The sequence below is a fragment of the Pantoea sp. CS_6 genome (assembly GCF_041954745.1).
Taxonomy (GTDB): Bacteria; Pseudomonadota; Gammaproteobacteria; order Enterobacterales; family Enterobacteriaceae; genus Pantoea; species Pantoea stewartii.
The window spans coordinates 259,717-285,934 of record NZ_JAVAYG010000005.1; the positions used below are offsets into that span (position 1 = coordinate 259,717).

At 56.9% G+C, this 26,218-nt stretch carries 21 protein-coding genes; 9 read left to right on the forward strand and 12 right to left on the reverse strand.

Annotated features, from left to right (window positions below):
* The first annotated feature begins 167 nt into the window (after positions 1 to 167).
* The 5 genes from RAC90_RS10015 (at position 168) to RAC90_RS10035 (ending at position 10,088) form a co-directional block, all read left to right on the forward strand.
* Positions 168 to 2,441, forward strand: a complete 2,274-nt coding sequence (locus RAC90_RS10015; protein ID WP_039339105.1) for a molybdopterin guanine dinucleotide-containing S/N-oxide reductase — start codon at positions 168 to 170, stop codon at positions 2,439 to 2,441.
* A gap of 275 nt (positions 2,442 to 2,716) precedes the next feature.
* Positions 2,717 to 4,456: a penicillin-binding transpeptidase domain-containing protein gene (locus tag RAC90_RS10020; RefSeq protein ID WP_375124293.1), complete on the forward strand. Its 1,740-nt coding sequence runs from the start codon at positions 2,717 to 2,719 to the stop codon at positions 4,454 to 4,456.
* Between the two features lie 334 nt (positions 4,457 to 4,790).
* Positions 4,791 to 6,941, forward strand: coding sequence for a bifunctional acyl-ACP--phospholipid O-acyltransferase/long-chain-fatty-acid--ACP ligase (gene aas / locus RAC90_RS10025; protein ID WP_375124294.1), 2,151 nt, complete (start codon positions 4,791 to 4,793; stop codon positions 6,939 to 6,941).
* Positions 6,938 to 8,131, forward strand: a complete 1,194-nt coding sequence (gene lplT, locus RAC90_RS10030; RefSeq protein WP_375124295.1) for a lysophospholipid transporter LplT — start codon at positions 6,938 to 6,940, stop codon at positions 8,129 to 8,131. Before aas ends, lplT begins: the two co-directional genes overlap by 4 nt.
* 307 nt (positions 8,132 to 8,438) lie before the next feature.
* Complete coding sequence (locus RAC90_RS10035; RefSeq protein WP_375124296.1) at positions 8,439 to 10,088, forward strand: methyl-accepting chemotaxis protein; 1,650 nt, start codon at positions 8,439 to 8,441, stop codon at positions 10,086 to 10,088.
* 98 nt (positions 10,089 to 10,186) lie between these two features.
* Here the strand turns inward: RAC90_RS10035 and ridA are convergent, their stop codons facing one another.
* From ridA to argF, 4 genes are all read right to left on the reverse strand, one after another.
* Complete coding sequence (ridA, locus tag RAC90_RS10040; RefSeq protein ID WP_006121790.1) at positions 10,187 to 10,573, reverse strand: 2-iminobutanoate/2-iminopropanoate deaminase; 387 nt, start codon at positions 10,571 to 10,573, stop codon at positions 10,187 to 10,189.
* Between the two features lie 82 nt (positions 10,574 to 10,655).
* Entirely contained in the window at positions 10,656 to 11,120 is a 465-nt protein-coding gene (gene pyrI, locus RAC90_RS10045) for an aspartate carbamoyltransferase regulatory subunit (protein WP_054634587.1), read from the reverse strand.
* Between the two features lie 10 nt (positions 11,121 to 11,130).
* Complete coding sequence (pyrB, locus tag RAC90_RS10050; RefSeq protein WP_205952545.1) at positions 11,131 to 12,066, reverse strand: aspartate carbamoyltransferase; 936 nt, start codon at positions 12,064 to 12,066, stop codon at positions 11,131 to 11,133.
* A 242-nt stretch (positions 12,067 to 12,308) separates the two neighbouring features.
* Positions 12,309 to 13,316 (reverse strand): ornithine carbamoyltransferase, encoded by a 1,008-nt coding sequence (argF, locus tag RAC90_RS10055; protein WP_006121794.1) that lies wholly within the window; start codon positions 13,314 to 13,316, stop codon positions 12,309 to 12,311.
* Between the two features lie 163 nt (positions 13,317 to 13,479).
* Between argF and rraB the strand changes: the two genes are divergently transcribed.
* Together rraB and RAC90_RS10065 are read left to right on the forward strand one after the other, a co-directional pair.
* Positions 13,480 to 13,902 (forward strand): ribonuclease E inhibitor RraB, encoded by a 423-nt coding sequence (rraB, locus tag RAC90_RS10060; protein WP_006121795.1) that lies wholly within the window; start codon positions 13,480 to 13,482, stop codon positions 13,900 to 13,902.
* 57 nt (positions 13,903 to 13,959) lie between these two features.
* Positions 13,960 to 14,721, forward strand: a complete 762-nt coding sequence (locus tag RAC90_RS10065; protein WP_033739224.1) for a tRNA-(ms[2]io[6]A)-hydroxylase — start codon at positions 13,960 to 13,962, stop codon at positions 14,719 to 14,721.
* A gap of 5 nt (positions 14,722 to 14,726) precedes the next feature.
* Here RAC90_RS10065 and RAC90_RS10070 read toward each other — a convergent pair whose 3' ends face one another.
* From RAC90_RS10070 to pepA, 4 genes are all read right to left on the reverse strand, one after another.
* The gene (locus tag RAC90_RS10070) at positions 14,727 to 15,224 is read right to left on the reverse strand and encodes a GNAT family N-acetyltransferase (protein WP_052133190.1); all 498 of its coding nucleotides are present in this window, start codon (positions 15,222 to 15,224) and stop codon (positions 14,727 to 14,729) included.
* 81 nt (positions 15,225 to 15,305) lie between these two features.
* Entirely contained in the window at positions 15,306 to 18,161 is a 2,856-nt protein-coding gene (locus RAC90_RS10075; RefSeq protein ID WP_375124297.1) for a valine--tRNA ligase, read from the reverse strand.
* A gap of 5 nt (positions 18,162 to 18,166) precedes the next feature.
* Complete coding sequence (locus RAC90_RS10080) at positions 18,167 to 18,625, reverse strand: DNA polymerase III subunit chi (protein WP_033739228.1); 459 nt, start codon at positions 18,623 to 18,625, stop codon at positions 18,167 to 18,169.
* Between the two features lie 69 nt (positions 18,626 to 18,694).
* The gene (pepA, locus tag RAC90_RS10085) at positions 18,695 to 20,206 is read right to left on the reverse strand and encodes a leucyl aminopeptidase (protein WP_033739229.1); all 1,512 of its coding nucleotides are present in this window, start codon (positions 20,204 to 20,206) and stop codon (positions 18,695 to 18,697) included.
* Between the two features lie 268 nt (positions 20,207 to 20,474).
* On the opposite strand from pepA, the gene lptF reads away from it, so the two are divergent.
* Both lptF and lptG read left to right on the forward strand, forming a co-directional pair.
* Complete coding sequence (gene lptF, locus RAC90_RS10090; RefSeq protein ID WP_375124298.1) at positions 20,475 to 21,575, forward strand: LPS export ABC transporter permease LptF; 1,101 nt, start codon at positions 20,475 to 20,477, stop codon at positions 21,573 to 21,575.
* The gene (gene lptG / locus RAC90_RS10095) at positions 21,575 to 22,651 is read left to right on the forward strand and encodes an LPS export ABC transporter permease LptG (protein WP_033739231.1); all 1,077 of its coding nucleotides are present in this window, start codon (positions 21,575 to 21,577) and stop codon (positions 22,649 to 22,651) included. The genes lptF and lptG overlap by 1 nt, the downstream gene beginning before the upstream one ends.
* 63 nt (positions 22,652 to 22,714) lie before the next feature.
* Here the strand turns inward: lptG and RAC90_RS10100 are convergent, their stop codons facing one another.
* The 4 genes from RAC90_RS10100 to RAC90_RS10115 all read right to left on the reverse strand — a co-directional run bounded on the left by RAC90_RS10100 (position 22,715) and on the right by RAC90_RS10115 (position 26,215).
* The gene (locus RAC90_RS10100) at positions 22,715 to 23,047 is read right to left on the reverse strand and encodes an SH3 domain-containing protein (protein ID WP_375124299.1); all 333 of its coding nucleotides are present in this window, start codon (positions 23,045 to 23,047) and stop codon (positions 22,715 to 22,717) included.
* Positions 23,048 to 23,258: 211 nt separating this feature from the next.
* Complete coding sequence (locus RAC90_RS10105; RefSeq protein ID WP_375124318.1) at positions 23,259 to 24,368, reverse strand: M20 family metallopeptidase; 1,110 nt, start codon at positions 24,366 to 24,368, stop codon at positions 23,259 to 23,261.
* On the reverse strand, positions 24,368 to 25,123 hold the full coding sequence (locus tag RAC90_RS10110; RefSeq protein ID WP_033739233.1) for a glutamine amidotransferase: 756 nt from the start codon (positions 25,121 to 25,123) through the stop codon (positions 24,368 to 24,370). The genes RAC90_RS10105 and RAC90_RS10110 overlap by 1 nt, the downstream gene beginning before the upstream one ends.
* A 12-nt stretch (positions 25,124 to 25,135) precedes the next feature.
* Positions 25,136 to 26,215: a phosphotriesterase gene (locus RAC90_RS10115; protein ID WP_375124300.1), complete on the reverse strand. Its 1,080-nt coding sequence runs from the start codon at positions 26,213 to 26,215 to the stop codon at positions 25,136 to 25,138.
* Positions 26,216 to 26,218 lie beyond the last annotated feature (3 nt).

Consider the following 26,218-nt stretch of genomic DNA (forward strand, 5'->3'; position numbering starts at 1 on the left):
AAACGTTTACACATCGCTCCAGTGTTACGGAAAAGCGCACGTACATCAAGCCAACAGAATGCCAGTGCGGTCGCAAACAGGGCAAAATCAGACGAGGGGTGATGCCTTCTGCTACGGTCACAGCCCGTGATATGCTGCTTATCCCAACACCTGCCGAAGCGATGACCATGAAAATAAAAGTGCCACATCTGGCGCACTGGGGCGCCTTTACCGCGGTAAGCGAAAACGACCGTCTTATCGGTTGCGAACCTTTTTTTGCCGACGCCGATCCGTCGCCCATGCTCAACACCATTCCTGAACTGGTCTACTCGGATAAACGCATCCGCCAACCTATGGTGCGGCGTTCGTGGTTAACCTCCCGCGAGAACAGCGATCGCACCTTGCGTGGACGCGAAGATTTTGTCGCCGTTGACTGGGATACGGCGCTGGATCTGGTGGCTGAGGAAAATCGCCGCATTCGTGAACGCTACGGTGCCTCCGGCATTTTTAATGGCTCTTACGGCTGGTCATCGGCAGGGCGCGTCAACCATGCGCGCACGCTGGTACGGCGTTTCTATTTTCAGGGCGGCGGCGGTGTCGATCAGCAAGGCAACTACAGCTGGGGCGCAGCGCAGTTTTTCCTCCCTTATGTTATGGGCACCTACATGCCGCTCACCGGGCGCGTCACCGACTGGCCGCAGGTGGTGGAACACGCCGAGATTTTTGTCGCCTTTGGCGGACTGGCGCTAAAAAATGCCCAGGTGGCTTCCGGCGGCGCAGGTCAGCACAGCCTGAAACCGGCGCTGGAACAGCTGGCCGCGAAAGGCACGCCCGTCATCAACATCAGCCCCATGCGCGACGACTGCCCTGAATTTGTTCGCGCCGACTGGATCCCGATCCGGCCGAATACCGATGTGGCGCTGATGCTGGCGCTCGGGTATGAAATTTATCAGCGCGGTGCGACCGACGAGGATTTCCTTGCCCGTCACTGCACCGGCTGGCCGCAGCTGCGTGCTTATCTGCTGGGCGAAAGCGATGGCATCGCCAAAACGGCGGGTTGGGCGAGCCGGATCACCGCGGTCCCGGCGGAGCGCATTGTTCAACTGGCGCAGCAGCTGATCGGCAAACGCAGTTTTATCACCTGCTCCTACTCTGTCCAGCGTGCTCATCGCGGCGAACAGCCCTACTGGATGATGATCGCGCTGTCCTCCATGCTCGGACAGCCAGGCCTGCCGGGCGCGGGCTTCTCATTTGGTCACGGCTCCATGAACAGCGTGGGCAATCCGCGCCAGGAAGGGCCCGCGCCGATGATGAGTACCGGACCCAATCCGTCGGGCCTCTCTATTCCCGTGGCGCGCATCAGTGACATGTTGCTTAACCCCGGCCAGCCCTATAGCTTCCAGGGCGAAACCCTGCACTACCCGGACATTCACATGGTGCACTGGGCGGGCGGCAACCCGTTCCACCATCATCAGCAGTTGAACCGGCTGGTGGAAGGCTGGCAAAAGCCGGATACCGTCGTGGTGCAGGATATCGTCTGGACACCGGCCGCACAGATGGCCGATATCGTACTGCCGGCAACCACCACGCTGGAGCGCAATGATATCGGGGGCTCGTCGCGCGATCGCTTTGTGCTGGCGATGCATCAGGCGATTAAACCCCAGCATCAGGCACGTAACGACTTTGATATCTTTGCGGATCTGGCCGAGCGACTGGGCTATCGGGATACCTTCACGGAAGGGCGCAACGAGATGCAGTGGATCGCGCATCTTTACCAACAATGCGCCGTCGCCCATGGTCGTCGCGGCATTGCTTTCCCCGAATTTGAGGCGTTCTGGCAGCGCGGCTTCGTTGAAATCCCCGAAGGCGGTAAACCCTACGTCTTTATGGCGGACTTCCGCGCCGATCCCCTCGCGCATCCGATCCAGACCGCCAGCGGCAAAATTGAGCTGTTCTGCCAGACGATTGCGGATTATCAGCTGGAGGATATGGCCGGTCACCCGGAATGGCGTGAGCCGCGGGAATGGCTGGGAGCGCCGGCAAGTCAGGACTATCCACTGCATATGATCTCCATTCAGCCCTCGGATCGCTTGCACAGTCAGCTGGATGCCACTGCCACCGTGCAGGGCAATAAAACCGCCGGCCATGAAACGCTGTACATGCATCCTGAGGATGCGAACGCGCGCGGCATTGTCGATGGTGACGAGATTGAAGTCAGCAATGCGCGCGGCAGGATTCTGGCTGGGGTGCGTTTAACCGACGGCCTGAAGCAGGGCGTGGTGATCATCTCTACCGGTGCCTGGTTTGATCCCGGCTTTGGCAACGCCTGGCAGCCGTTTGATCGGGCGGGCAATCCGAATGTTTTAACGCTGGATATCGGCACCTCGTCACTGACCCAGGGGCCGAACGCCATGAGTTGCCTCGTGGACATCAAAAAACATGTCGTTTGCACAAATACGTAAGGATCACACGGCTGGTTACATTTTGCAGGTAACTGTTGCGTTTCTGTCGTGGCAGAACGGGATCGCCGCTTGCTACAGTCAGGATCCCAGAGGTATTGATGGGTGAACATCAACTGATTTTTTTGATTACACCAACCTGCGTAGATACGCAGGTTTTTTTTGCCCCGAGGAAAACGATCAATAACGAACTGATACACAGTTTTCCTGTGTTTTCACCCGCGCTTTGATTATAACTGCTGGATTGACCTCTTTTTTTTTAAGCGCAGCGGATTGCTATGCCCCGGATAAAAAAATTACTGGGTAAAGACCAGATAAAAGCCCCGTTTAACCCGTTTCGTTTTCGCCTGATTTGTCTGGGCGTATTGGCCTGCATGGTCGTTTTACTGGCGCGCGTGGCCGATTTGCAGTTCCTGAATCAGCCGATGCTGGAGCATGAGGCGGATCAGCGCTCCCTGCGTAACGTGACGCTGCCCACCAGCCGGGGCACCTTACTGGATCGCAATGGTGAGGCACTGGCACTCAGCGTGCCCTCGCGTGACGTGATCGCTGATCCGCAGCGCGTACTGGAAAGTAACCCCGACTTTACCAGCGCCAAATGGGCCTATCTGGCGGCGGCGCTGGGCATGCGGCCCGAAGAGGTCGCGTCACAGATCACCGCGAATCCTAAACGTCGTTTTCTCTATCTGGGACGTAAAGTGGAGCTGGGGATCGCCAAAGACATCAAAGATCTCAAGCTGAAGGGCATCAGTGAGGTCTATGACGACAGCCGCTTCTATCCGATGAGTGAAGCCTCGGCACCGCTTATCGGCATCGTCGGTGCTGATAATACCGGTCTGAACGGCCTGGAAAAAGGCTTCGATAAAGTGCTGCAGGGTCAGCCGGGCAAAGAAGTGTATCGCCAGGATGCGGCCGGTAATATCATTTCGATGATTAGCTATCAGCCGCCGACGCAGCCGCCGACGGTACAGCTCAGCATTGATAAATTCAGCCAGTACACGCTGTACAGCAAACTGCGTGACGGCGTGTTGCTCAACAAGGCCGACTCCGGTGCGGCGGTGCTGGTCAAAATTGATACCGGCGAGATTCTGGCGATGGCCTCTTATCCGTCGTTCAACCCCAACAACTATCAGGGTGCCACACCGGCACAGATGCGCAATACCGCCATCAACGACAGTTATGAACCGGGTTCGACAGTGAAACCGCTGGTAGTGATGGAAGGGCTGGAGCGCCACCTGGTGCGACCGGATTCTGTACTGGATACCACGCCTTACCGCGTGAACGGCCACCTGATCCGTGACGTCGGGCACTGGCCGCGTCTGACGATGACCGGCATCCTGCAAAAATCGAGCGACATCGGCGTCTCGCATATTGCCCTGGCAATGCCTGCGGAAGCCCTGGTGAACACCTACTATGCCTTTGGCCTCGGTAAACCCACCGGACTGGGCTTAACCGGCGAAAGCGTCGGCTACTTCCCGCTGCACCGCACGCGCTGGGCCGATATCGAACGCGCGACCTTCTCCTTCGGCTATGGTTTACGCGTGACGCCGCTACAGATTGCCCGGGAATATGCCACGCTGGGTTCCTATGGGGTTTATCGTCCGCTGTCGATCACCAAGGTCACGCCACCCGTGCTGGGCAAGCAGGTGGCCAATCCTGAAACGGTGAAAGAAGTGGTGCACATGCTGGAAAGTGACGTCTTACCGGGCGGGACCGGGGTGAAGGCGGCGGTACCCGGCTATCGTCTGGCTACCAAAACCGGGACAGCGGAGAAAATGGGCAGCAGCGGTAAATATGACGGCGGCTATGTGAACTACACCGCTGGTATTGCTCCCGCCAGCCATCCTGAAGTGGCGCTGGTCGTCATGATTAACCACCCGACCGCTGGCGATCACTTTGGTGGCTCCGTGGCCGCGCCGGTATTCGGCAACATCATGGGGCCGGTGCTGAAGCACATGAATATCGCCCCCGATGCTATCTACAGTAAGCCTGTGGATAACGGTTCAGATAAATCCTAATCAAATCAAACTGTAAGCGAGGTGTGCATGTTTTTACACCTCGTTTCATTTCGGCGAATTCATTTTCTTTTTTCATCTGTCTCTGACCGACTAAAGGGTGAGAGGATAGAAATCCCAGAGGTATTGATGGGTGTGAAAACGGGCACTGCTCCGGCAAGGCCAGTCGTTATTACACCGACCCACGCAGATGCGTGGGTTTTTTTTGCCTGAAATCTGGCCTGGTCTTGTCATGATCTGCGTCAGCTTTCTCCGGCGCATCCGCCAATAATCAGTTGTCGATTACCGCTAAATCCTGCATCGTGAGTGGCTGTTTTCACCATGCTAAGGAGCCGGCATGTTATTCACTTTTTTCCGTCTGCTTTTTCGCCTGCTGTGGCGGGTTGAACTGCGGGGCGATACCGCTGAGCTGCGCAAGCAGAAAGTGTTGATTACGCCCAATCACACCTCATTCCTGGATGGCGCGCTACTGGCGCTGTTTCTGCCCGTTAAGCCAGTATTTGCAATCTACTCGTCTATTAGCGAACACTGGTTTTTACGCCTGATAAAACCCTATGCGGATTTCGTGCCGCTCGATCCTATGAAGCCGATGGCGCTGAAGCAGCTGGTGCGGCTCATCGACAGCGGCCGCCCGGTGGTTATTTTCCCCGAAGGCCGCATTACCGTGACCGGATCGCTGATGAAGATTTACAGCGGCGCGGGCTTTGTTGCAGCAAAATCTGGCGCGACCGTGGTGCCGATGCGCATTGAAGGGGCAGAATTTACGCCGTTCGGTCGCCTGGCGGGCGTTTTCAAGCGTCGCCTGTTTCCCCGTATTACCCTGAGCATTTTACCCGGCACACACATTCCGATGCCCGAGGCGAAGCGCGCCCGCGACCGTCGCGTGCTGGCCGGTGAGCACCTGCACCATATTATGATGGAAGCACGCATGGCGGTGCGGCCCAGGGAAACCCTGTATGAGGCTTTTCTGAGTGCCCGTCAGCGCTATGGCGCGTTTAAGCGGTGCATCGAAGACGTGAATTTCAAACCCGACAGCTATACCGGCCTGCTGAAAAAAGCGCTGGGCGTTGGACGCATTCTGGAACGGTACAGCCAGCCTGGCGATTACGTCGGGTTGCTGCTGCCCAACGCCACGGTCACGGCGGCGGCGATCCTGGGCGCATCATTACGTGGGCGCGTGCCCGCCATGCTGAACTACTCTGCGGGCGTAACGGGCCTGCGTGCGGCGCTGACTGCGTCACAGGTAAAGACCGTGTTCACGTCGCGGCAGTTCCTGGATAAAGGCAACCTGTGGCATCTGCCGCAGGCGCTGACCGAGGTGCGGTGGATCTATCTGGAAGATCTGAAAGATACCGTCACGTTGCAGGATAAGCTCTGGATACTGGCGCATTTGCTGGTGCCGCGTCAGGCGCAGGTGACGCAACAGCCGGAAGATGCCGCGATGGTGCTGTTTACCTCTGGCTCCGAAGGGCATCCGAAAGGCGTGGTGCATTCTCATAAAAGCCTGCTGGCGAACGTTGAGCAGATTCGCACGGTAGCCGACTTTACGCCACGCGATCGCTTTATGTCAGCGTTGCCGCTGTTCCATGCCTTCGGCTTGACTGTGGGGCTGTTTACGCCGCTGATGACCGGGGCGCAGGTCTTTCTGTATCCCAGTCCGCTGCACTACCGCGTGGTGCCTGAGTTGGTGTACGACCGCAACTGTACCGTGCTGTTTGGCACTTCAACCTTCCTGGGGAATTACGCCCGTTTTGCGCAGCCTTATGACTTTGCCCGTCTGCGCTATGTGGTCGCGGGGGCAGAAAAACTGCAGGAGAACACGCGCCAGCTGTACATGGAAAAATACGGCATCCGGATTCTGGAAGGCTATGGCGTCACCGAATGCGCGCCTGTTGTCGCCATCAACGTGCCCATGGCCGCCAAAGCGCACACGGTAGGTCGTATTCTGCCGGGAATGGATTCGCGCCTGATGTCCGTGCCGGGCATTGAACAGGGCGGGCGGCTGCAACTGCGTGGTCCAAATATCATGAAAGGCTACCTGCGGGTGGAGAATCCCGGCGTACTGGAAACCCCGGCGGCGGACAACGGGGAAGGGCAGATGGAAGCGGGCTGGTACGATACCGGCGATATCGTCAGCTTTGATGACGGCGGATTCTGCCAGATCCAGGGCCGGGCGAAGCGCTTTGCCAAAATTGCCGGGGAAATGGTCTCGCTGGAAGTGGTCGAGCAGATCGCCCTGAGCGCGTCGCCGGATAAACAGCACGCGGCCTCGCTGCGGCCCGACGGTAATCGGGGTGAAGCATTAGTGCTGTTTACTACCGACAGCACCTTAGCGCGTGAGGATTTGCAAAAGGCGGCCCGGTCGCTGGGTGCCGCGGATCTGGCCGTACCGCGCGATATCCGCGTGGTCAAACAGCTGCCGCTGCTGGGCAGTGGCAAACCTGACTATGTCACCCTGAAGAAAATGGCGGAAGAGGACCAGGCATGATCCCAGAACGTGATGCGCCGTTACTGTCGCGCGGCATGATAGCGGTAATCGTGGCGCAGTTTTTCTCCGCGTTCGGCGATAACGCCCTGCTGTTTGCCACGCTGGCGTTGCTGAAAAACCAGTTCTATCCCGACTGGAGCCAGCCGGTACTGCAGATGCTGTTTGTTGCCACTTATATTCTGCTTGCGCCCTTTGTCGGCCAGATGGCAGACAGCATTGCCAAAGGCCGGGCCATGATGTTTGCCAACAGCCTGAAGTTGCTCGGTGCGATGGTGATCTGCTTTGGTTTTAATCCTTTCCTGGGTTACACCCTGGTGGGAATCGGGGCTGCCGCGTACTCCCCGGCGAAGTATGGCATTCTGGTTGAAATTGCGCATGGCGAAAAACTGGTTAAAGCCAACGGGCTGATGGAAGCCTCCACCATTGCGGCTATTCTGCTGGGCTCGGTGGCGGGCGGCATCCTGTCGGACTGGCATCTGGTTGCCGCACTGGCCGCCTGTGCTCTGACCTATGCGGTGGCGGTGGTGGCGAACCTGTTTATTCCCAGACTGCGCGCCGCGCGTCCGGGGCAGAGCTGGAATGTGGCGGCCATGCTGGGCCGTTTTCTCTGCGCGACGCGCCTGCTATGGAACAATGCCGAAACCCGATTCTCTCTGCTCGGTACCAGTCTGTTTTGGGGCGCAGGTGTGACGCTGCGTTTTCTGCTGGTGCTGTGGGTACCCGTGGCGCTGGGCATCAGCGATAACAAAACGCCGACCATGCTGAATGCTATGGTCGCGGTAGGGATTGTGGTGGGCGCGGCACTGGCGGCAAAGCTGGTGACGCTGGAAACCGTGCGCCGCTGTATGCCCGCGGGCGTTCTGATCGGCGTGATGGTGGTGATTTTCGCCCTGCAACATACCCTGCTGAATGCTTACCTGCTGCTGATGATCATCGGCGTGCTGGGCGGTTTCTTTGTTGTACCCCTCAACGCGCTGCTTCAGGAACGCGGTCAACAGAGCGTCGGCGCGGGCAATGCGATTGCAGTGCAGAACCTGATTGAAAACACCGCCATGCTCATCATGTTGGGGCTGTATACGCTGGCCATTCGCGCCGGTGCGCCCGCCGTGGCGACCGGCATTGGCTTTGGTGCATTGTTCGCGCTGGCGATTACCCTCCTGTGGCTGTGGCGTCCGTCTTCCCGCGCCTGATGCAACAACCGCGGGGCGCGCTGTCCCCGCGGTTCCGCTTTTCTCCTTTATGCTGGCCCCAAGGGTATTACGTCTCTTTTTGACGTATCACCAAAAATTTACTATTCAAAAAAATATAGTTTATTTTGTTATTGTTTTCATCCGGTCATTTATTTAATTCCGATAAGTTTTTGCAATGAATAATTAATTTAAACTTGAAATCGAATTCAGGTTTAAAAAAATTGAAATAAATTTTTATTTATTATTGCCGATTAATTTCTGGCTTCCTTCGGGAATAGGCTCGGAGGAAAGAAAGGAGCTCGGTTTAATGAATATGACGCAAAGACTTTCTCTGGCTTTTTCGCTTTTAGCAGGTTCGTTGATTATTCTGGGGATCGTAACACTTTCACTTCTTGCCGGTTTTCAGGCGCGATTTGAATATGTGCAGGTAAACACGATTGATTCGCTCAAGGTATTAAACCGGCTGGTGGATGAAAGTAATCGCCTCTCTGTGGCGTTATATCGTCATCAGACAGAGGATGAGAGCGGCAAGCTGGCCAGTCTCGAAGCGGTTATTCAAAAACGCATTGAGGACATTTCGACACTGACGAAATATTATTTCGATAACGATATTACCAACGACGACGATCGGGTGATGACAGAAAAGTCATTCCGGCTAATCGATGCCGTTAAACAAAATCTTCCGGCATTTCTCACGGCTTCCCGGGCACATCAGAATGAACGCAGCCTGGCACTGTTAAGTGATGATGAAGGTATTGGCGGTGCCATCACCCAGCTAAAAAACAGTTACCGCGACCAGTTTGAATTTAACAGCAAAATGGGTGAAGCGTTACGCCTGCAAAACCAACATATTTATCGGCTGACCAAATGGGGCATGGCCGCCGGTATTGCCCTGGCGATTACTGGCCTGGGGATGCTGACGATACTGACCATCATGCGCGTCCGCCGCAGCCTGAATGCCATGGGCGGGCTGATGGAACGCGCCAGCAATACGCTTGATCTTTCCCTGAAGGCCGATGACAGCCGCCGTGATGAAGTCGGTATCATGGCACGCTCTTATAATCGTCTTATGGAAAGTATTTCGTCCGCAATGCATGCGGTCAGCAGTGCCTCGCAGTCCGTCAGCAGTGCGTCGGCACAGATTGCGGCAGGGAATGAGGATTTGTCTGCCCGCACAGAAGAGCAGGCTGCCTCGCTGGAGCAAACGGCTGCCAGCATGACGCAAATCAGCGAAACCGTCAGACAGACCGCCGACAACACGCGCCAGGCGAGCAATCTGGCCGAAAATACGCGTAACCTCTCCGAAACCAGCTCTGCGGCACTCACTACCATGCTGGATACCATGACGTCGATCCGTGACAGCGCGGGCAAGGTGGGCGACATTATCACCCTGATTGAAGGCATTGCGTTTCAGACCAATATTCTGGCGCTGAACGCGGCGGTTGAAGCGGCGCGAGCCGGCGAACACGGGCGCGGCTTTGCGGTCGTGGCAGGGGAAGTGCGCAATTTGTCGCAGCGTTCCACCACCGCCGCCCGTGAAATCAAAACGCTGATTCAGTCGTCGAATGCATTGATTGAATCGGGAACGTCGCAGGCGGATAACGTGAATCAGAATATGGAGACGATGCGCGGTGCGGTCAGTCAGGTTACCGATCTGGTTAACGAAATCGCCGCTGCGGCCACAGAGCAGAGCCAGGGGATCGCGCAGGTGCATCAGGCGGTCAATCAGATGGACGACGTGACCCAGCAGAATGCGGCTCTGGTGGAAGAAGCCTCGGCTGCATCGCTCTCACTACAGGAGCAGGCCGACGGCCTGGCTGCGCTGGTGCGCAGGTTTACGCTCGCGGGCCAGCAGGCGGCTGATGTGACGCCTCAGCGTCAACCCACAACCGTTGTTGCGCCCAAACCCGTGATGGCTCTGGCGACAGGCGGACAGGATAACTGGCAAAGCTTTTAAGGTTGATCACACCGTGAACGGTCGGCGGTAAGCAGGGCAAATTCCAGGCTTAATGGCAGACCGAAAGCCGCGTGCGCACCCGGTGCGCACGCGTTTTATCAGCGACGCAGTGCAATCGCTTCGATTTCAATCTTCACATCTTTTGGCAGACGGGCGACTTCCACGCACGAGCGCGCCGGGAAGTTTGCCTTGTGCTCAGTAAAGAACGCTTCGTAGGTGGCGTTTACGGTCGCAAAGTCATTCAGATCTTTCACGAACACGGTGGTTTTAACGATATCGCCTACCGTCAGTCCCGCCGCTTCCACGATTGCCTTCACGTTTTCCAGCGACTGACGTGCCTGCGCAGACACATCATCGGCGACCTCACCGGTGGCCGGGTTCACGGGAATCTGGCCCGAGGTGATGATCATGTTGCCGAGATCAACGCCCTGTACGTAAGGGCCAATGGCCGCAGGGGCTTTTTCCGTACTGATTTCACGAGACATCATTTCTCCTTAAAGTAAGGCCGGGGCAGCAACGATGCCGCCCGCAACAGAACGCGTTCCATTATAGGCGCGCCCGGGACGATTAAAAGTGGCCCAGCACGACATGGCGGGCGAACTCTTTCTCACAGTATTTGCACTTCAGGTGCACCTCATCGGCGCGGTGCTTGACGGCGAAGCTGGAGAACACCGGCTCGCTGCGGCTGATGCAGTTGCTGTTCGGGCAGGTAAGCACCCGATCGATGTGATCCGGCAGCGTCGGGGCGATCTTGGCCACCACTTCATAGTCGTCGATGCGATTGACCGTCGCATGCGGTGCATAGAACGCCAGCTGATTGATCTGATCGTCGGTCAGGTAGGTGTTTTCGATCTTGATCAGGTCCTTACGGCCCATTTCACCTGACGGCAGGTTCAGACCAATAGTGATGCGCTGGTCAGTTTCGGTCAGGCGAAACAGCGACAGGAGCTTAAAGCCCACCTGCGCCGGGATATGATCGATAACCGTGCCGTTTTTGATGGCTTCGACCTGCAGTTTGTTATCGTGGCTCATTGTTCACTCCTTACAGGGCGACGTCGCTGTTCAGTACCAGCGCCAGCAGGGCCTGGCGCGCATAAATACCGTTACCTGCCTGCTGGAAATACCAGGCGTACGGCGTGGTGTCCACGTCAGGGGTAATTTCATCAATACGGGGCAGCGGATGCAGCACTTTCATGTTATCGCGGGCCCCGACCAGATCGGCTGCCCGTAAAATAAACTGGGCTTTGACGTTGGCATATTCTGAGGGATCGAGCCGCTCTTTTTGCACGCGGGTCATATAGAGAATATCCAGCTCAGGCATCACCTCTTCAAAGCTGTCATGGCGCGACCAGGCAATATTCTGCTCATCCAGCATATCGGTGATATAGGCAGGCATTGCCAGCGCATCCGGCGCGATAAAGAAGAAGCGGTTGCCGTCGAACTTGGCCAGCGCCTGGGTCAGCGAGTGAACGGTACGGCCATATTTGAGATCGCCCACCATGGCCACGTTCAGATTGCTGAGACGACCCTGGGTTTCGTGGAGAGTAAACAGGTCCAGCAGCGTTTGTGTCGGGTGCTGATTCGCGCCGTCGCCCGCGTTCAGAATGGGAATGCCGTTGGAGAACTCCGTGGCCAGTCGGGCTGCCCCTTCCTGCGGATGACGCATCACAATTGCGTCCACATAGGTACTGATGACGGAAATGGTATCCGCCAGGGTTTCCCCCTTCTTGCCCAGCGAGGTGTTACTGCCATCGGCAAAGCCGACGGCGGAGGCACCCAGGCGATGAATGGCGGTTTCAAACGACAGCCGGGTGCGGGTAGAGGCTTCAAAGAAGCAACTGGCGATCACGTTGTGTTTCAGCAGTTCCGGCTGAGGGTTGGCTTTGAGCCGGGCGGCGGTATGCAGCACCAGCTCCAGCTCGTCGCGGCTGAGATCGTTAATTGAAATGATGTGCTTGCGATATAGCGGGTTAGCCATAGCTCTCTCCTCTGCGCGGCCGGATTGCGGACAAAAAAAAGCCCCTTAGAAAGGGGCTTTTTTGAGATCGGTTCGATGACGGAAAGAAACAGCGGTGCCGCCTGCGGTCAGGCGAGATAGCGCGTCACATTGTCCACGATGCTGTTGCATGTTTCCTCCGGCAAATTGTGGCGCATTATACGCCATCGCGGGTTGGCATCAAGGAAAAATCGCGTAACAGGTAACCGTTTGCGTCTGTCTGATTAGCGCTGTCCCAGCGTGGCGACCATTACCGCTTTGATGGTGTGCATCCGGTTTTCAGCCTGGTCAAACACGATGCTGTGTGCCGACTCAAAGACCTCATTGCTGACTTCCATGCCGTCTTTAAGGCCATACTGTTCTGCCATCTGGCGGCCCAGCGTGGTCTGATCGTCATGGAAAGCCGGTAAGCAGTGCAGGAATTTCACCGCCGGGTTGCCGGTCAGCGCCAGCATCGCACGGTTCACCTGATAGTCGCGCAGCAGGGCAATCCGTTCTTCCCACACCGCTTTGGCTTCGCCCATGGAAACCCAGACGTCGGTATAGATAAAATCGGCACCTTTTACGCCCTCGGCAATATCCGCCGTCAGGGTGATTTTACCGCCGGTCTTTTCGGCGACCTGACGGCATTCTGCGACCAGCCCGGCTTCCGGCCAGCAGCTTTGCGGCGCAACCATGCGCAAATCCAGCCCGACCAGCGCGGCGGCTTCCAGCATGCTGTTGCCCATGTTATTGCGGGCATCGCCAACGTATACCAGCGTCATCTTATTCAGCGGTGTAGCGGGAAGATGCTCCTGCATGGTCAGCAGGTCAGCCAGCAACTGGGTGGGGTGAAACTCGGTGGTCAGGCCGTTCCAGACCGGCACGCCCGCGTGCTCGGCCAGCGTTTCCACCAGTGCCTGACCGTAACCCCGATACTGAATGCCATCATACATGCGGCCCAGCACGCGCGCGGTGTCTTTCATCGACTCTTTATGGCCGATCTGGCTGCCGCTCGGGCCAAGATACGTGACGTTAGCTCCCTGATCGTAGGCGGCAACTTCGAAAGAGCATCGGGTACGGGTCGAGTCTTTTTCGAAGATGAGCGCGATGTTTTTGCCTTTCAGGTATTGGGTTTCGCTGGCGGTTTTTTTGGCGTGTTTTAATTCGGCAGACAGGGCAAGCAGGTAATCGATCTCGGCCGGGGTAAAATCCAGCAGCCTGAGAAAATGACGGTGATACAACTGACTCATACAGCACTCCGGTACGGGTTTCGTAATGAATTAAAATTCAATTTAACCGTATGAATATGCATTTTCAACCCTGGCGAGAATAATCTTTTCTGTTTTGTGTAGTGGCGCGACAGGCAGTATGGGAAAATAATGACTTATTGCCGAACTCAGAGAGGATATCGCCATGGCATTTGAAGCATTGTTGGAAGAGCAGCGTGAAGAGACGCGGCTGATCATCGAAGAACTGTTAGAGGATGGCAGCGATCCCGATGCGCTCTATACCATTGAGCACCATCTCTCCTGTAATAACTTTGACTCGCTGGAAAAAGCGGCGGTGGACGCGTTTAAGCTGGGCTATGAAGTCACCGAGCCGGAAGAGCTGGAGCTGGAAGACGGCACCACCGTCATGTGCGTGGATATTCTCAGCGAAGGCGCGTTGAAAGCGGAGCTGATCGACGCGCAGGTAGAGCAGCTGGTGAATCTGGTGGCAAAATATAACGTCGACTACGACGGCTGGGGCACCTACTTTGAAGATCCGAATGCCCAGGATGACGATGAAGACGATGGCGATGTCATCGACGAAGACGATAACGGCATTCGCCACTAATCTGACGAGGGCGGAGTCTGCTCCGCCTTTTCTGTTTTCCGGCCCTGTCTGACATTCATGAATTACGCACCCTTACTTGAACCGATACAGCAATTTTTACACTGCCGCACGCCGCAGGCCTGGATTGATGAAGCGCGCAAACCTGAAAATCTCACACTGCTCCTGACCGACCATCTGGTGTGTGAACTGAAAGCCGCACAGACCGCCGTCTGGCTGATTCGCAAATATGTCGCCGACAAGCCAAGTGGAGACCGGATTCTGGCGTGGCTGCGGCCTTACGAGAATTTTATCTTTCGCGAAGACGGCGACAGCGATTTTATCAACGCCCATAAAAATCTGACTAAAACGATCATCGTACGCAATGCGCTGCCGTGGGCGGACGATCTGGTAGAGAAAATGGTGCTGCTGATTAAAGAAGAGCTGCATCACTTTTATCAGGTGTGGGAAATTATGCAGTCGCGTGGTCTGGTGTACGAGAAAATCACCTCAAGTCGTTACGCCAAAGGGCTGCTGCGCGAAGTGACCACGCACGAACCCGATACGCTGGTGGATAAGCTGATTTGCGGTGCCTATATCGAAGCGCGCTCCTGCGAACGGTTTGCCAGCCTGGCGCCTTTCCTGGACAGTGAACTAGAGAAGTTTTATATCTCGCTGCTGCGTTCTGAAGCTCGCCATTACCAGGATTACCTGGCGCTGGCGGCACAGATATCACCCAAAGACATTACGGCGCGCGTACGGGCGATTGGTGAAGCGGAGGCCAGGCTGATTAGTGAGCCGGACACGGAGCTGCGCTTTCACAGCGGCGTCCCGGCTTTTTGACGGCGTTACAGCGTTTTCAGCATCCTGAACTCGCAGTCGCCATGGCCGGTGCAGCCCAGCGCATGGTCGATACGCGCAAAGCCCAGCGATTCATAAAGCTTAATGGCGCGCGTCAGGCTGCCGGTGGTTTCCAGATAGCAACGACGAAAGCCCCGCTGGCGCGCATGATCCATGGCTAACAGCGCCAGTTCGCGCGCCACGCCGAAGCCGCGGATAGCGGGCAGGAAATACATCTTTTGCAGTTCACAGATATCCGGCGCGCTGCAGGCGAGCGGGGCAATGCCGCCGCCGCCCATCACCTTCCCCTGATGTTCCACCACCCAGTAAGCGCTGTGTTCAGCGCTGTACAGCTCAAACAGCTGGTCCAGATTAGGATCGGCAACGGTGTAGCCTTTATCCGCCGTCAGGCCAAATTCCGCAGAGACGTCGCGGATGACCCGGGCGATATGGGGATTGTCGGCGGCAGTAATGGGCCGCAGCTGAATATCGGCAGTGGTTCTCATCAGGATTCCGGTACAAAGTCAGCGCAATAAAAAAGCCGGGCAAAGCCCGGCTTCAGGTTCAAGCTATCGGACTACGACGCATTACAATGCCGCAATCACCGCCTGCTGTTCAATCAGTTTTGCTTTGGACTGTTCCATGTCGGCAACGCGTTCACGCTCTTTGGCGACGACCGCTTCCGGGGCACGGGACACAAAGCCTTCGTTGGCCAGCTTGGTCTGAATCTTCTCGATTTCAACATCAAGTTTCACCAGCTCTTTCGCCAGACGTTCCAGCTCGGCGGCTTTATCCACCAGATCCGCCATCGGGATCAGGAGCTCGGCGCCTTCGACAATTTTGGTCACCGAAACCGGCCCTTTCTCGCCCGCAGGCAGAATGGTCAGGCTTTCCAGACGCGCCAGGCGTGACAGGAAGTTACGGTTGGCCTCAACGCGGCGCTGGGCCGCCGGCGAGCAGTCACGCAGCAGCACATCCAGCAGCTTGCTCGGCGCGATGTTCATCTCCGCACGGATGTTACGCACCGCGATGATCGCCTGCTTCATCCACTCAATGTCGGCTTTGGCGTCGGCATCTTCTTTCGCCGCATCAAACTGTGGGAACGGCTGCAGCATGATGGTGTCATCGCTGATATTTTTCAGGCCTTTCACGCGCTGCCAGATGGTTTCCGTGATGAACGGAATGATCGGGTGCGCCAGGCGCAGCAGCGCTTCCAGTACATGAACCAGCGTATGGCGCGTACCGCGCAGTTCTGCTTCGCTGCCGCTGTTCATCACCGGCTTGGTCAGCTCCAGGTACCAGTCACAGAACTGGTTCCAGGTGAAGTCATACAGAATGTTGGCGGCGATATCGAAGCGATAGCTGTCCAGGGCTTCACGGTAAGCTTTCACCGTATGGTTGAACTCGGTCAGAATCCAGCGATCGGCCAGCGACAGCGTCATCTCGCCACCGTTCTGACCACAATCCTGATCTTCGGTGTTCATCAGCACAAAGCGGCTGGCGTTCCACAGCTTATTACAGAAGTTGCGATAACCTTCCAGGCGCTTCATGTCCCAGTTGATATCACGACCGGTTGATGCCAGCGCGGCCAGCGTAAAGCGCAGCGCATCGGTACCGGATGGCTCAATACCGTTCGGGAACTGTTTCTCGGTGCGCTTACGGATTTTCTCGGCCAGCTGCGGCTGCATCATGTTACCGGTGCGTTTTTCCAGCAGATCTTCCAGCGAAATGCCGTCAACCATATCCAGCGGGTCAATCACGTTGCCCTTGGATTTGGACATCTTCTGGCCTTCTTCGTCGCGGATCAAACCGGTCATATAGACGGTTTTAAACGGCACCTGCGGTTTGCCGTTTTCATCTTTGATGAAGTGCATGGTCAGCATGATCATGCGGGCAATCCAGAAGAAGATAATGTCAAAGCCACTGACCAGCACGCTGGTCGGGTGGAAGGTCCGCAGGGCCTCGGTGTTTTCCGGCCAGCCCAGCGTTGAGAACGTCCACAGACCTGAAGAGAACCAGGTATCCAGTACGTCATCGTCCTGGCGCAGCGCCACATCGGCGGCCAGGTCGTTTTCGCTACGCACTTCGTCTTCGGTGCGACCAACGTATACATTGCCGTCGTTATCGTACCAGGCCGGAATGCGGTGACCCCACCACAGCTGACGGGAAATACACCAGTCCTGAATGTCACGCATCCAGGAGAAGTACATGTTCTCGTACTGTTTTGGTACAAACTGAATATCGCCGTTCTCAACGGCTTCAACGGCCACTTTTGCCAGCGGTGCCGTGCGGACGTACCACTGGTCGGTCAGCATCGGCTCGATGATCACACCGCCGCGGTCGCCGTAAGGAACGGTCAGATCGTGTGGTTTGATCTCTTCCAGCAGGCCCAGTTCGTCCACCGCGGCCACGATGGCTTTACGCGCCGCAAAACGTTCCATCTTCTGGAACGCAGTCGGGATCGCGTCACTGTAGACGGTGCTGGCTTCGCCGTTGGTATCGTAAACCTGCGCGCTTTCACGGATATCCCCGTCAAAGGTCAGGATGTTGATCATCGGCAGCTTATGACGACGGCCCACTTCATAGTCGTTGAAGTCGTGCGCCGGGGTGATTTTCACGCAGCCGGTGCCTTTTTCCATATCCGCGTGCTCGTCACCCACGATCGGGATCAGGCGATCAACCAGCGGCAGCATGACAAACTTGCCGATCAGATCTTTATAACGCGGATCGTCCGGGTTCACGGCCACGCCGGTATCGCCCAGCAGTGTTTCCGGACGCGTGGTGGCGACAACCAGATAATCTTTCCCGTCGGCGGTTTTGGCGCCGTTGGCCAGCGGATAGCGGATGTGCCACATGGAGCCTTTGCTCTCACGGTTTTCCACTTCCAGGTCAGAGATCGCGGTGCGCAGTTTCGGATCCCAGTTCACCAGGCGCTTGCCGCGGTAAATCAGGTTCTCTTTGTACAGGCGCACAAACACTTCTTTTACGGCATTGGACAGGCCTTCATCCATGGTGAAGCGTTCACGCTCCCAGTCCACAGAGTTGCCCAGGCGGCGCATCTGGCGGGTAATGGTGCCGCCGGATTCGGCTTTCCACTGCCAGATTTTGTCGATAAAGGCATCACGACCGTAATCCTGACGGGTTTTGCCTTCTTCTGCGGCGAGCTTACGCTCAACCACCATCTGCGTGGCGATGCCCGCATGGTCGGTACCGGCCTGCCACAGGGTATTTTTGCCCTGCATGCGCTGGTAGCGAATCATGGTATCCATGATGGTTTGCTGGAAGGCGTGACCCATGTGCAAGCTACCGGTGACGTTCGGCGGCGGGATCATGATGCAAAAGCTTTCCTGGCTGTTGTCGCCATTCGGTTTGAAGTAGCCCTGCTTTTCCCAGTGCTCGTAAAGCGGCTGCTCGATATCTTGCGGGTTATATGTCTTATCCATTTCTGCTATGTCGTTTGCGGCTGTGGTGGCGTTGCCGTATTCAATTGGAAGCCAACGCTGCGATAGGCTTTATAGCGATCGCGCGCTAACTGTTTGAGCGATTCTTCATAAGGAACGAAGTCTATCACTTCATGGAAAGCAGTAGCAAAATCTGCAAACTGCGGCAGCAGGCTGATCAGCAGGTCGCGCGGTGAATTGCCCCGACGCTGCGGCCAGGCCAGCTCGACCGGTGCGCCGTAGCGCGGGCCTTCGCCAGCCAGGTTATGTGGCACAAAGGCATTGGCAGGGCGCTGCCAGAGCGCCTCATCCAGCCGAATGGCTTGCTGCTCATCTTCACAGGCGATGAGCACTCGCTTACCGGCCCGCCAGCGTGTTTCCGCCAGATCGCACACCAGCGCTTCCACAGCGGTTAAGCCGTCGCGGGATGCATCGGTTTCCAGCACGTAGAAGGTTGCGTTTTTCATCGAATTGCCTGCTAAAAGAAAAGCGGGGCGACATGGCGTCCACCCCGGTTGGTTCGGTTGCCCGGGCGTTTAGTCGTCGCCGTTCAGACCTGCACGGTTCAGCAGGAACTGTGACAGCATCGGCACCGGGCGGCCGGTGGCCCCTTTGGCCTTGCCGGAGCGCCACGCGGTGCCGGCGATGTCCAGGTGCGCCCAGTTATATTTGCGCGCAAAACGCGCCAGGAAGCAAGCGGCGGTAATCGCGCCGCCCGGACGGCCACCGATGTTGGCCATATCGGCAAAATTGGATTCCAGCTGTTCCTGGTACTCATCGGCCATCGGCAGGCGCCAGGCGCGGTCGCCCGACTGTTCTGACGCGCTGATTAGCTCATGGGCCAGCGGGTTGTGGTTCGACAGCAGGCCGCTGACGTGATGGCCCAGCGCGATCACGCAGGCGCCGGTCAGCGTCGCCACGTCGATGACCACTTCCGGATCAAAACGCTCGACGTAGGTCAGGGCATCGCACAGCACAAGGCGACCTTCGGCATCGGTATTCAGCACTTCAACGGTCTGGCCAGACATGGTGGTCAGCACATCGCCCGGGCGCATGGATTTGCCGTCCGGCATGTTTTCACAGCCGACCAGTACGCCCACGACGTTCAGCGGCAGGTTCAGCTCGGCGACCATGCGCATCACGCCATAAACGGATGCCGCACCGCACATGTCGTACTTCATTTCATCCATGCTGTCCGCAGGCTTAATAGAAATACCGCCGGAGTCGAAGGTCAGCCCTTTACCGACCAGCACGATGGGGCGTGCATCGGTATCCGGGTTGCCTTTGTACTCAATCACCGACATCAGGGATTCATTGTGCGAGCCGGCCCCGACGGCAAGATAGGCGTTCATGCCCAGCTCTTTCATCTGCTGCTCGCCAATCACGCGGGTTGAGATGTGTTTACTGTAGGCATCCGCCAGCTGACGCGCCTGAGAAGCCAGGTAAGCCGGATTACAGATATTCGGCGGCATGTTGCCCAGATCTTTGGCCGCTTTCACGCCCGCCGCAACGGCCAGGCCGTGCTGAATCGCCCGTTCTCCGCTGGTTAACTCACGGCGGGTCGGCACGTTAAACACCAGCTTGCGCAAAGGACGGCGCGGTTCGGCTTTGTTGCTCTTCAACTGGTCGAAGTTATACAGCGCCTCTTTAGAGGTTTCGACAGCCTGACGCACTTTCCAGTAGGTGTTGCGCCCTTTGACGTGCAGTTCGGTCAGGAAGCACACGGCTTCCATCGAGCCGGTGTCATTCAGCGTGTTAATGGTTTTCTGAATCACCTGTTTGTACTGACGCTCATCCAGCTCGCGCTCTTTGCCGCAGCCAATCAGCAAAATACGTTCTGACAGGATATTCGGCACATGATGCAGCAGCAGCGTCTGACCCACTTTACCTTCCAGCTCACCGCGGCGCAGCAGGGCGCTGATATAGCCATCGCTGATTTTATCCAGCTGCTCGGCAATCGGTGACAGACGGCGCGGTTCGAAAACACCAACTACAATGCATGCACTGCGCTGTTTTTCCGGACTACCGCTTTTTACACTGAACTCCATGCACTCTCCTGAATCTTAAAGACAACAGCCGTAGCTGCCGCTAGAATGTAGCGCATTCATGACTCATTTATTAATCGGTGCAACATGCTAGCATGCTGTCGACGGTCGTAATGAATCAGGGTGACAACGTGTTGTTTTTTCACCACCCACATGCAATTCGTATACATTTTTAGCGCTGGCTTCGGCCATTTATGAAGAAAAATGGCTAATAAGCGTTGAAATTAGCGATTTTCCTGCAAAAAGACAAGTTTTCACAGGCGTATTAAGCGTGATCATTATTAGATATCTGGTTCGGGAAACGCTCAAAAGCCAGCTGGCTATCCTGTTTATCCTGTTGTTGATCTTCTTCTGCCAGAAGTTGGTCAGGATTTTAGGGGCTGCGGTGGATGGCGAAGTGCCGACAAACCTTGTTCTGACGCTGTTAGGACTCGGTGTGCCTGAAATGGCGCAACTTATTCTGCCCCTTAGCCTGTTTCTGGCGATTTTAATGACGCTGGGAAGGCTGTATACGGAAAGTGAAATCACCGTGATGCACGCCTGCGGGCTGAGCAAAGCGGTGCTGGTTAAAGCGGCGATGATTCTGATGCTGTTCACGTCGATTGTGGCCGCGATTAACGTCATCTGGCTCGGCCCCTGGTCGTCACGTTATCAGGATCAGGTTACGCAAAACGCCAAGGCCAACCCCGGCGCAGCGGCCATGGCGGCCGGGCAGTTCCAGACCTCCAGCGACGGCAATAATGTGTTGTTCGTGGAAGACGTAAAAGGCAACCATTTCGGCCATGTCTTCCTGGCGCAGCTACGGCCAAAAGGCAATGCCCGCCCGTCCGTCGTGCTGGCCGACAGCGGCCATATGCAACAGGAAAAAGACGGTTCGCAGATCGTCACCCTGGATAAAGGTACTCGCTTTGAGGGCACAGCGTTGTTACGTGATTTCCGCATTACGGATTTCACCAACTACCAGGCCTATATAGGCTATAAGCAGGCGACGCTGGATCCTAACGATGTGGATCAGGCTCCCCTGAGTACGCTCTACGCTAACAACACGCCGGAATTTAAGGCCGAGTTTCACTGGCGTCTGACGCTGGTGTTCTCTGTGCTGGTGATGGCCCTGATGGTGGTACCACTCAGCGTAGTCAATCCACGTCAGGGGCGCGTACTGTCCATGCTGCCCGCCATGCTGCTGTACCTGATCTTCTTCCTGCTGCAGAGTTCGTTGCGTTCAAGTGGAGCCAAAGGCCGCCTGGATCCGGCCATCTGGATGTGGGTGGTTAACCTGAGCTACCTGGCGTTAGCGATTGTGCTTAACCTGAGGGATACGGTGCCTGCGCGCCGGATTCGCGCGCGCTTTTCACGCGGAGGATCGATCTGATGTTTCGCGTTCTTGATCGCTACATTGGTAAAACCATCTTTAATACCATTCTGCTCACGCTGTTTATGCTGGTCTCGCTGTCCGGCATCATCAAGTTCGTCGATCAGTTGCGTAAGACCGGTCAGGGTGCATACAGCGCGCTGGATGCGGGCTACTACACCTTGCTGAGCGTGCCAAAAGATATCGAAATCTTCTTCCCGATGGCCGCCCTGTTAGGCGCATTGCTGGGACTGGGAACGCTGGCGCAGCGCAGTGAGCTGGTCGTGATGCAGGCGGCGGGTTTTACCCGCATGCAGGTGGCGCTGTCGGTGATGAAAACGGCGATTCCGCTGGTCCTGTTGACCATGGCTATCGGCGAGTTCGTTGCCCCGCAGGGCGAGCAGATGGCGCGTAATTTCCGCGCGCAGCAGCTCTACGGCGGCGCGCTGGTTTCAACACAAAACGGCCTGTGGGCAAAAGACGGCAACAGCTTTATCTACATTGAGCGCATTAAAGGCGACGATGAGATCGATGGCGTCAGTATTTATAACTTCAACGACGCGCGCCGCTTAGAGAATGTTCGCTACGCGGCCTCGGCCAAATGGGATAAAGACAAAAAGCTGTGGGTGCTGTCGCAGGTGGATGAATCGAACCTCACCGATCCCAAACAAATTACCGGCTCACAAAGCCTGGGCGGCGAGTGGAAAACAAACCTGACGCCTGACAAGCTGGGCGTGGTGGCGCTGGATCCGGATGCGCTCTCGATTACCGGCCTTTACGATTACAGTAAATACCTGAAGCAGAGCGGCCAGGAATCCGGTCGTTACCGCCTGAACATGTGGAGCAAGATCTTCCAGCCGCTGTCGGTTGCGGTGATGATGCTGATGGCGCTGTCGTTTATCTTCGGCCCCCTGCGCAGCGTTTCAATGGGCGTTCGCGTGGTGACCGGCATCAGCTTCGGCTTTCTGTTCTATGTGCTGGACCAGATTTTCGGCCCGCTCAGCCTGGTCTACGGCCTGCCGCCGATTTTCGGCGCGATACTGCCAAGCTTCGTCTTCTTTGCCATCAGTCTGTTTATGCTGGTAAAACGGCGTTAAGCGCCTGCCGTGAAAAAGGCCGCCTTTCGGGCGGCCTTTTTGTTTGCAGCTACTACGCATCGGTCAGTCATCCAATAGCCTGATGCATTCTCCAGGCACCCAGCCGCACTCGCCCGATGCGCGTTCAGCCCAGTACCAGTCGTTCAGCGATGTCGTTACGCTCACCCGCTCACCGGGACTGACCGTCAGTTCCTGCGCACTGTAGGTTTGCCGACAGATAACCTGATTTGGACTACGTAGCGAAAAGTATTGCTGAGGTGCCCAGCCTGCTTTTCCACCGGGCAAAATTACCCACAGCCAGCCTCGCCATGCCAGATCACAGTGGCTGACCACCGCAACGTCGCCTGCCTCCACGAAAAGGGGATCGGGATATGCAGACACATAACGCTTTATCACGCATGCTCGCCGTCTCATCATGTTCTCTCTGGCCTGAAACACCGCAATCATTATAGAGGGGAAATCCCTGATCGCTTTTACGTCGATATCAGGCCGTGTCGGCGCAGCGTAAAGGCGGAAAGGTCTGAAGTGAAAAAGCCCGCCGTGCAGGAAAAGATTAAGCCTCAGGAAAACGGGGCTGACACCGCTCCGCGCATGCATCATCTCTTCATCACGTCATCCAGTCGTGAATCAACGCACCATACAGCACCTCCGCTTCCGCTAACCGGCTCAGCAGACAGTATTCATCGGTCTGGTGCGCCATCGACGGCTCGCCGGGGCCGAGGATAATACAGGGCGGATTGCCCAGCGCGGGCAGCAGCAAGGACGCATCGGTGAAGTAGGGCACAATGCGCGGTGTCAGCGGGGCATCATGTAACGGCTGGCAGTGCTGATAAACCGACTGAATCCAGGCCTGATTGTCTTCGCTCAGCACCGCGGGCAGATCCACCAGCGTGGTCACCGTTACGCTGCCGCCCAGTAACGTTGTGAGCTGCTGACGAATGGTGGCGTGCTGCAGATTGGGGGCGCTGCGGATATCCACGTCAAATTGCGTGCGATCGGGCACGGAGTTAATGTTCAGGCCGCCCACGATGCGGCCGACATTGAGGGTCGGCTGCTTCATCAGCGGATGCGGCGCGCCGGGTGAGAAATGCTGAATTTTGCCCAGCGCGTCCGCCGCCAGATAAATGGCATTGATACCCAGCTCCGGCATCGCGCCGTGGGCTGTTTTGCCCCGGGTTTCACAGCGCAGCCAGAGTGCGCCTTTATGGCCGATAACCGGATAGTTGGCGGTGGGCTCGCCGACGATCAACGCGCCCACTTCGGGCAGGTCAGCGCTGTCGATCAGCGCCCGCGCACCATCGCAGCCTGTTTCTTCGCCGCCGGTAATCAACATCACCGCGCCGGAACCCTGTCGAATCGCCTGCTGGTGCGTAACGCAGGCGACGGCAAAGGCCGCAACGGCGGCCTTCATATCACTCGAACCGCGCCCATACAGTTTATCCCCGACGATTTCACCGAACGGATCGTGCTGCCAGTCGGCATTGCCGAGCGGAACCGTATCCAGATGGCCGGTAAATCCCAGTTGCGGTCCGGTCTGGCTGCCAGGCAGGCTGGCAATCAGGTTCAGGCGGTTTTCGCCGAAGGTGGACAGGGTGACGTCAAAGCCCCGTTCCGCCAGCCAGTCCGCCAGAAAGTGCATGCAGGCTGCTTCGTTGCCCGGCGGATTAATGGTGTCAAAGCGCAACAGCTGCTGCGCCAGCGTCTGGCTCTCGCTCATCAGCCGCGCACCGTTAACCAGTCCAGGCAGTTGATCCACAGCTGGCGATAACCCGGCCACTGAGCAAATTCCTGCGGCAGCCAGTGGGCAGACATATCACTCGTCCAGACCAGTGAGCGGCCCTGCTGATATTCGCGCACCGCCAGCAGCGGATGTGACGTTCCGGCAATGGTCGCCAGCAGTTTACCTTCCGGGTGCATTTCCACTTCGTTATAGCCCAGTAACCATGGCCAGTCGCCCGGCATATCGGTAAACAGCGCGTGAGATTCGGTCACGCTGGGATAGGCCCCTTCGGGCGTTTCGATGCGGTCATCCCAGGCCAGGCAGCGCACCGGCAGCACCTTCTCGACCGCCGTGTTGCGATAGCGCGCGCCGCCGTTGATGCCCTGAAAACTAAAATAGCCGCCAATCATCATCAGCGCGCCGCCCGCCGCCACGTAGTCGTGGATCAGCGTCAGGCGGTTTGCCGTGCGCTGGCTCTTCAGCCAGGTATCCGGGTGCAGCAGCAACGTATTGGCGCCGATGTCGGACAGAATAATCGCGTCCCACTGCTGAAGCCCGGCAGGCGTCAGCGGAAACTCGGTCGCGGCGGCATGGGCGGGCATGTAGGTAATGGCATAATCACTGTCGGCCAGCGCCGCCATAAAGTCGGTTGCGCCATTGTGCCAGGTGGCGGTGGCAAACTGATCGAAGCCTTTGACGTGAACGGATGTGCTTGTCCAGGATTCCCCGACCAGTAAAATTTTCTTCTGCATTACGCTTCTCCCTTACCCACCAAAAACGCGCTGTGGGTTAGCAATCAGTAAGGTTTCAAGTTGTTCGCCGCTGACGCCGTGGCGTTTCAGGCGCGGGACAAAATGTTTAAGGATGTAGCCATAGCCGTGACCGCCGTAGCGGGTCAGCATGGTTTTCAGGAACACGTCCTGCGATAACAAAATCTGTTCGATAAAGCCGTCATCGATCAGCTCGCGAATGGCGCGGGCATTCTCTTCATCGGATGGTGACTGCGCGGACTCATCGGCGTAGTAATAGCTCATGCCGATCATGTCGTATTCCAGAAAGGCGCCGCGCTGCGCCAGGTCGCGCTGGTAGCGCTTATCGGCAAAGCTGGGGTTCATGTGGCACAGCACCACGTGACGCAGGTCAGCGCCTTCTTCTTCCAGAATATCCAGCACCCGATGGCCTAATCGCTCCCAGCCGGGCAGATGCACCTCAACCGGCACCCGTGTCGCGGCACTGGCGCGGCCCGCGGCCCGCAGGGATTTCTCCTCGTTGGGAGTAAAGCGGCTGGAGACGCCGATTTCGCCGATCAAACCGGACAGCACCTCGGGTTTCTCTTCCCGGCCGCCCAGGTCGTAAATCAGCTTGTCAGCAAGCGCTTCGATGCTGATCGTTTTGACCCAGTCCGGATGAGATGGCTCCAGATACAGCCCGGTGCTCATGATGATGTTCAGCTCGGTCAGGCGTGCGATGCGCTGCAGCGCTTTCGGGTCACGGCCAATGCCGATATTGGTGGGATCCACCACCGTCTCGCCGCCCAGTGCCCGAAACTTCATCAGCTCTTCAATCGCCAAATCCACATCAAACAGCTGACAGTTATCGCGGCTGATCAGCGGGTTAAGCGACAGCTCGCCCAGGTTTTCGATGCTGACCGGCATTTCCGCCAGGTGACGATCGCCACAGCAGCAGGGCGGCACCCACTTGCCGGAGGCATCCAGCAGAATATGTTCGTGCATCAGCGTCACGCCCATTTCACTCACCGGCAGCGGACCGAGTACGGTCATCACATAGCCGCTGTTGATGCCCAGCGGCAGCGGATCGGGATGGCGAAAAATAGAATGTTTCATCAG

Excerpts from the sequence above, each read along its gene's own strand:
- RAC90_RS10015 (WP_039339105.1), top strand. The coding sequence starts at position 168 with ATGAAAATAAAAGTGCCACATCTGGCGCACTGGGGCGCCTTTACCGCG.
- RAC90_RS10020 (WP_375124293.1), top strand. The coding sequence starts at position 2,717 with ATGCCCCGGATAAAAAAATTACTGGGTAAAGACCAGATAAAAGCCCCG.
- aas (WP_375124294.1), top strand. The coding sequence starts at position 4,791 with ATGTTATTCACTTTTTTCCGTCTGCTTTTTCGCCTGCTGTGGCGGGTT.
- lplT (WP_375124295.1), top strand. The coding sequence starts at position 6,938 with ATGATCCCAGAACGTGATGCGCCGTTACTGTCGCGCGGCATGATAGCG.
- RAC90_RS10035 (WP_375124296.1), top strand. The coding sequence starts at position 8,439 with ATGAATATGACGCAAAGACTTTCTCTGGCTTTTTCGCTTTTAGCAGGT.
- ridA (WP_006121790.1), bottom strand. The coding sequence starts at position 10,573 with ATGTCTCGTGAAATCAGTACGGAAAAAGCCCCTGCGGCCATTGGCCCT.
- pyrI (WP_054634587.1), bottom strand. The coding sequence starts at position 11,120 with ATGAGCCACGATAACAAACTGCAGGTCGAAGCCATCAAAAACGGCACG.
- pyrB (WP_205952545.1), bottom strand. The coding sequence starts at position 12,066 with ATGGCTAACCCGCTATATCGCAAGCACATCATTTCAATTAACGATCTC.
- argF (WP_006121794.1), bottom strand. The coding sequence starts at position 13,316 with ATGAGTCAGTTGTATCACCGTCATTTTCTCAGGCTGCTGGATTTTACC.
- rraB (WP_006121795.1), top strand. The coding sequence starts at position 13,480 with ATGGCATTTGAAGCATTGTTGGAAGAGCAGCGTGAAGAGACGCGGCTG.
- RAC90_RS10065 (WP_033739224.1), top strand. The coding sequence starts at position 13,960 with ATGAATTACGCACCCTTACTTGAACCGATACAGCAATTTTTACACTGC.
- RAC90_RS10070 (WP_052133190.1), bottom strand. The coding sequence starts at position 15,224 with ATGAGAACCACTGCCGATATTCAGCTGCGGCCCATTACTGCCGCCGAC.
- RAC90_RS10075 (WP_375124297.1), bottom strand. The coding sequence starts at position 18,161 with ATGGATAAGACATATAACCCGCAAGATATCGAGCAGCCGCTTTACGAG.
- RAC90_RS10080 (WP_033739228.1), bottom strand. The coding sequence starts at position 18,625 with ATGAAAAACGCAACCTTCTACGTGCTGGAAACCGATGCATCCCGCGAC.
- pepA (WP_033739229.1), bottom strand. The coding sequence starts at position 20,206 with ATGGAGTTCAGTGTAAAAAGCGGTAGTCCGGAAAAACAGCGCAGTGCA.
- lptG (WP_033739231.1), top strand. The coding sequence starts at position 21,575 with ATGTTTCGCGTTCTTGATCGCTACATTGGTAAAACCATCTTTAATACC.
- RAC90_RS10105 (WP_375124318.1), bottom strand. The coding sequence starts at position 24,368 with ATGAGCGAGAGCCAGACGCTGGCGCAGCAGCTGTTGCGCTTTGACACC.
- RAC90_RS10110 (WP_033739233.1), bottom strand. The coding sequence starts at position 25,123 with ATGCAGAAGAAAATTTTACTGGTCGGGGAATCCTGGACAAGCACATCC.
- RAC90_RS10115 (WP_375124300.1), bottom strand. The coding sequence starts at position 26,215 with ATGAAACATTCTATTTTTCGCCATCCCGATCCGCTGCCGCTGGGCATC.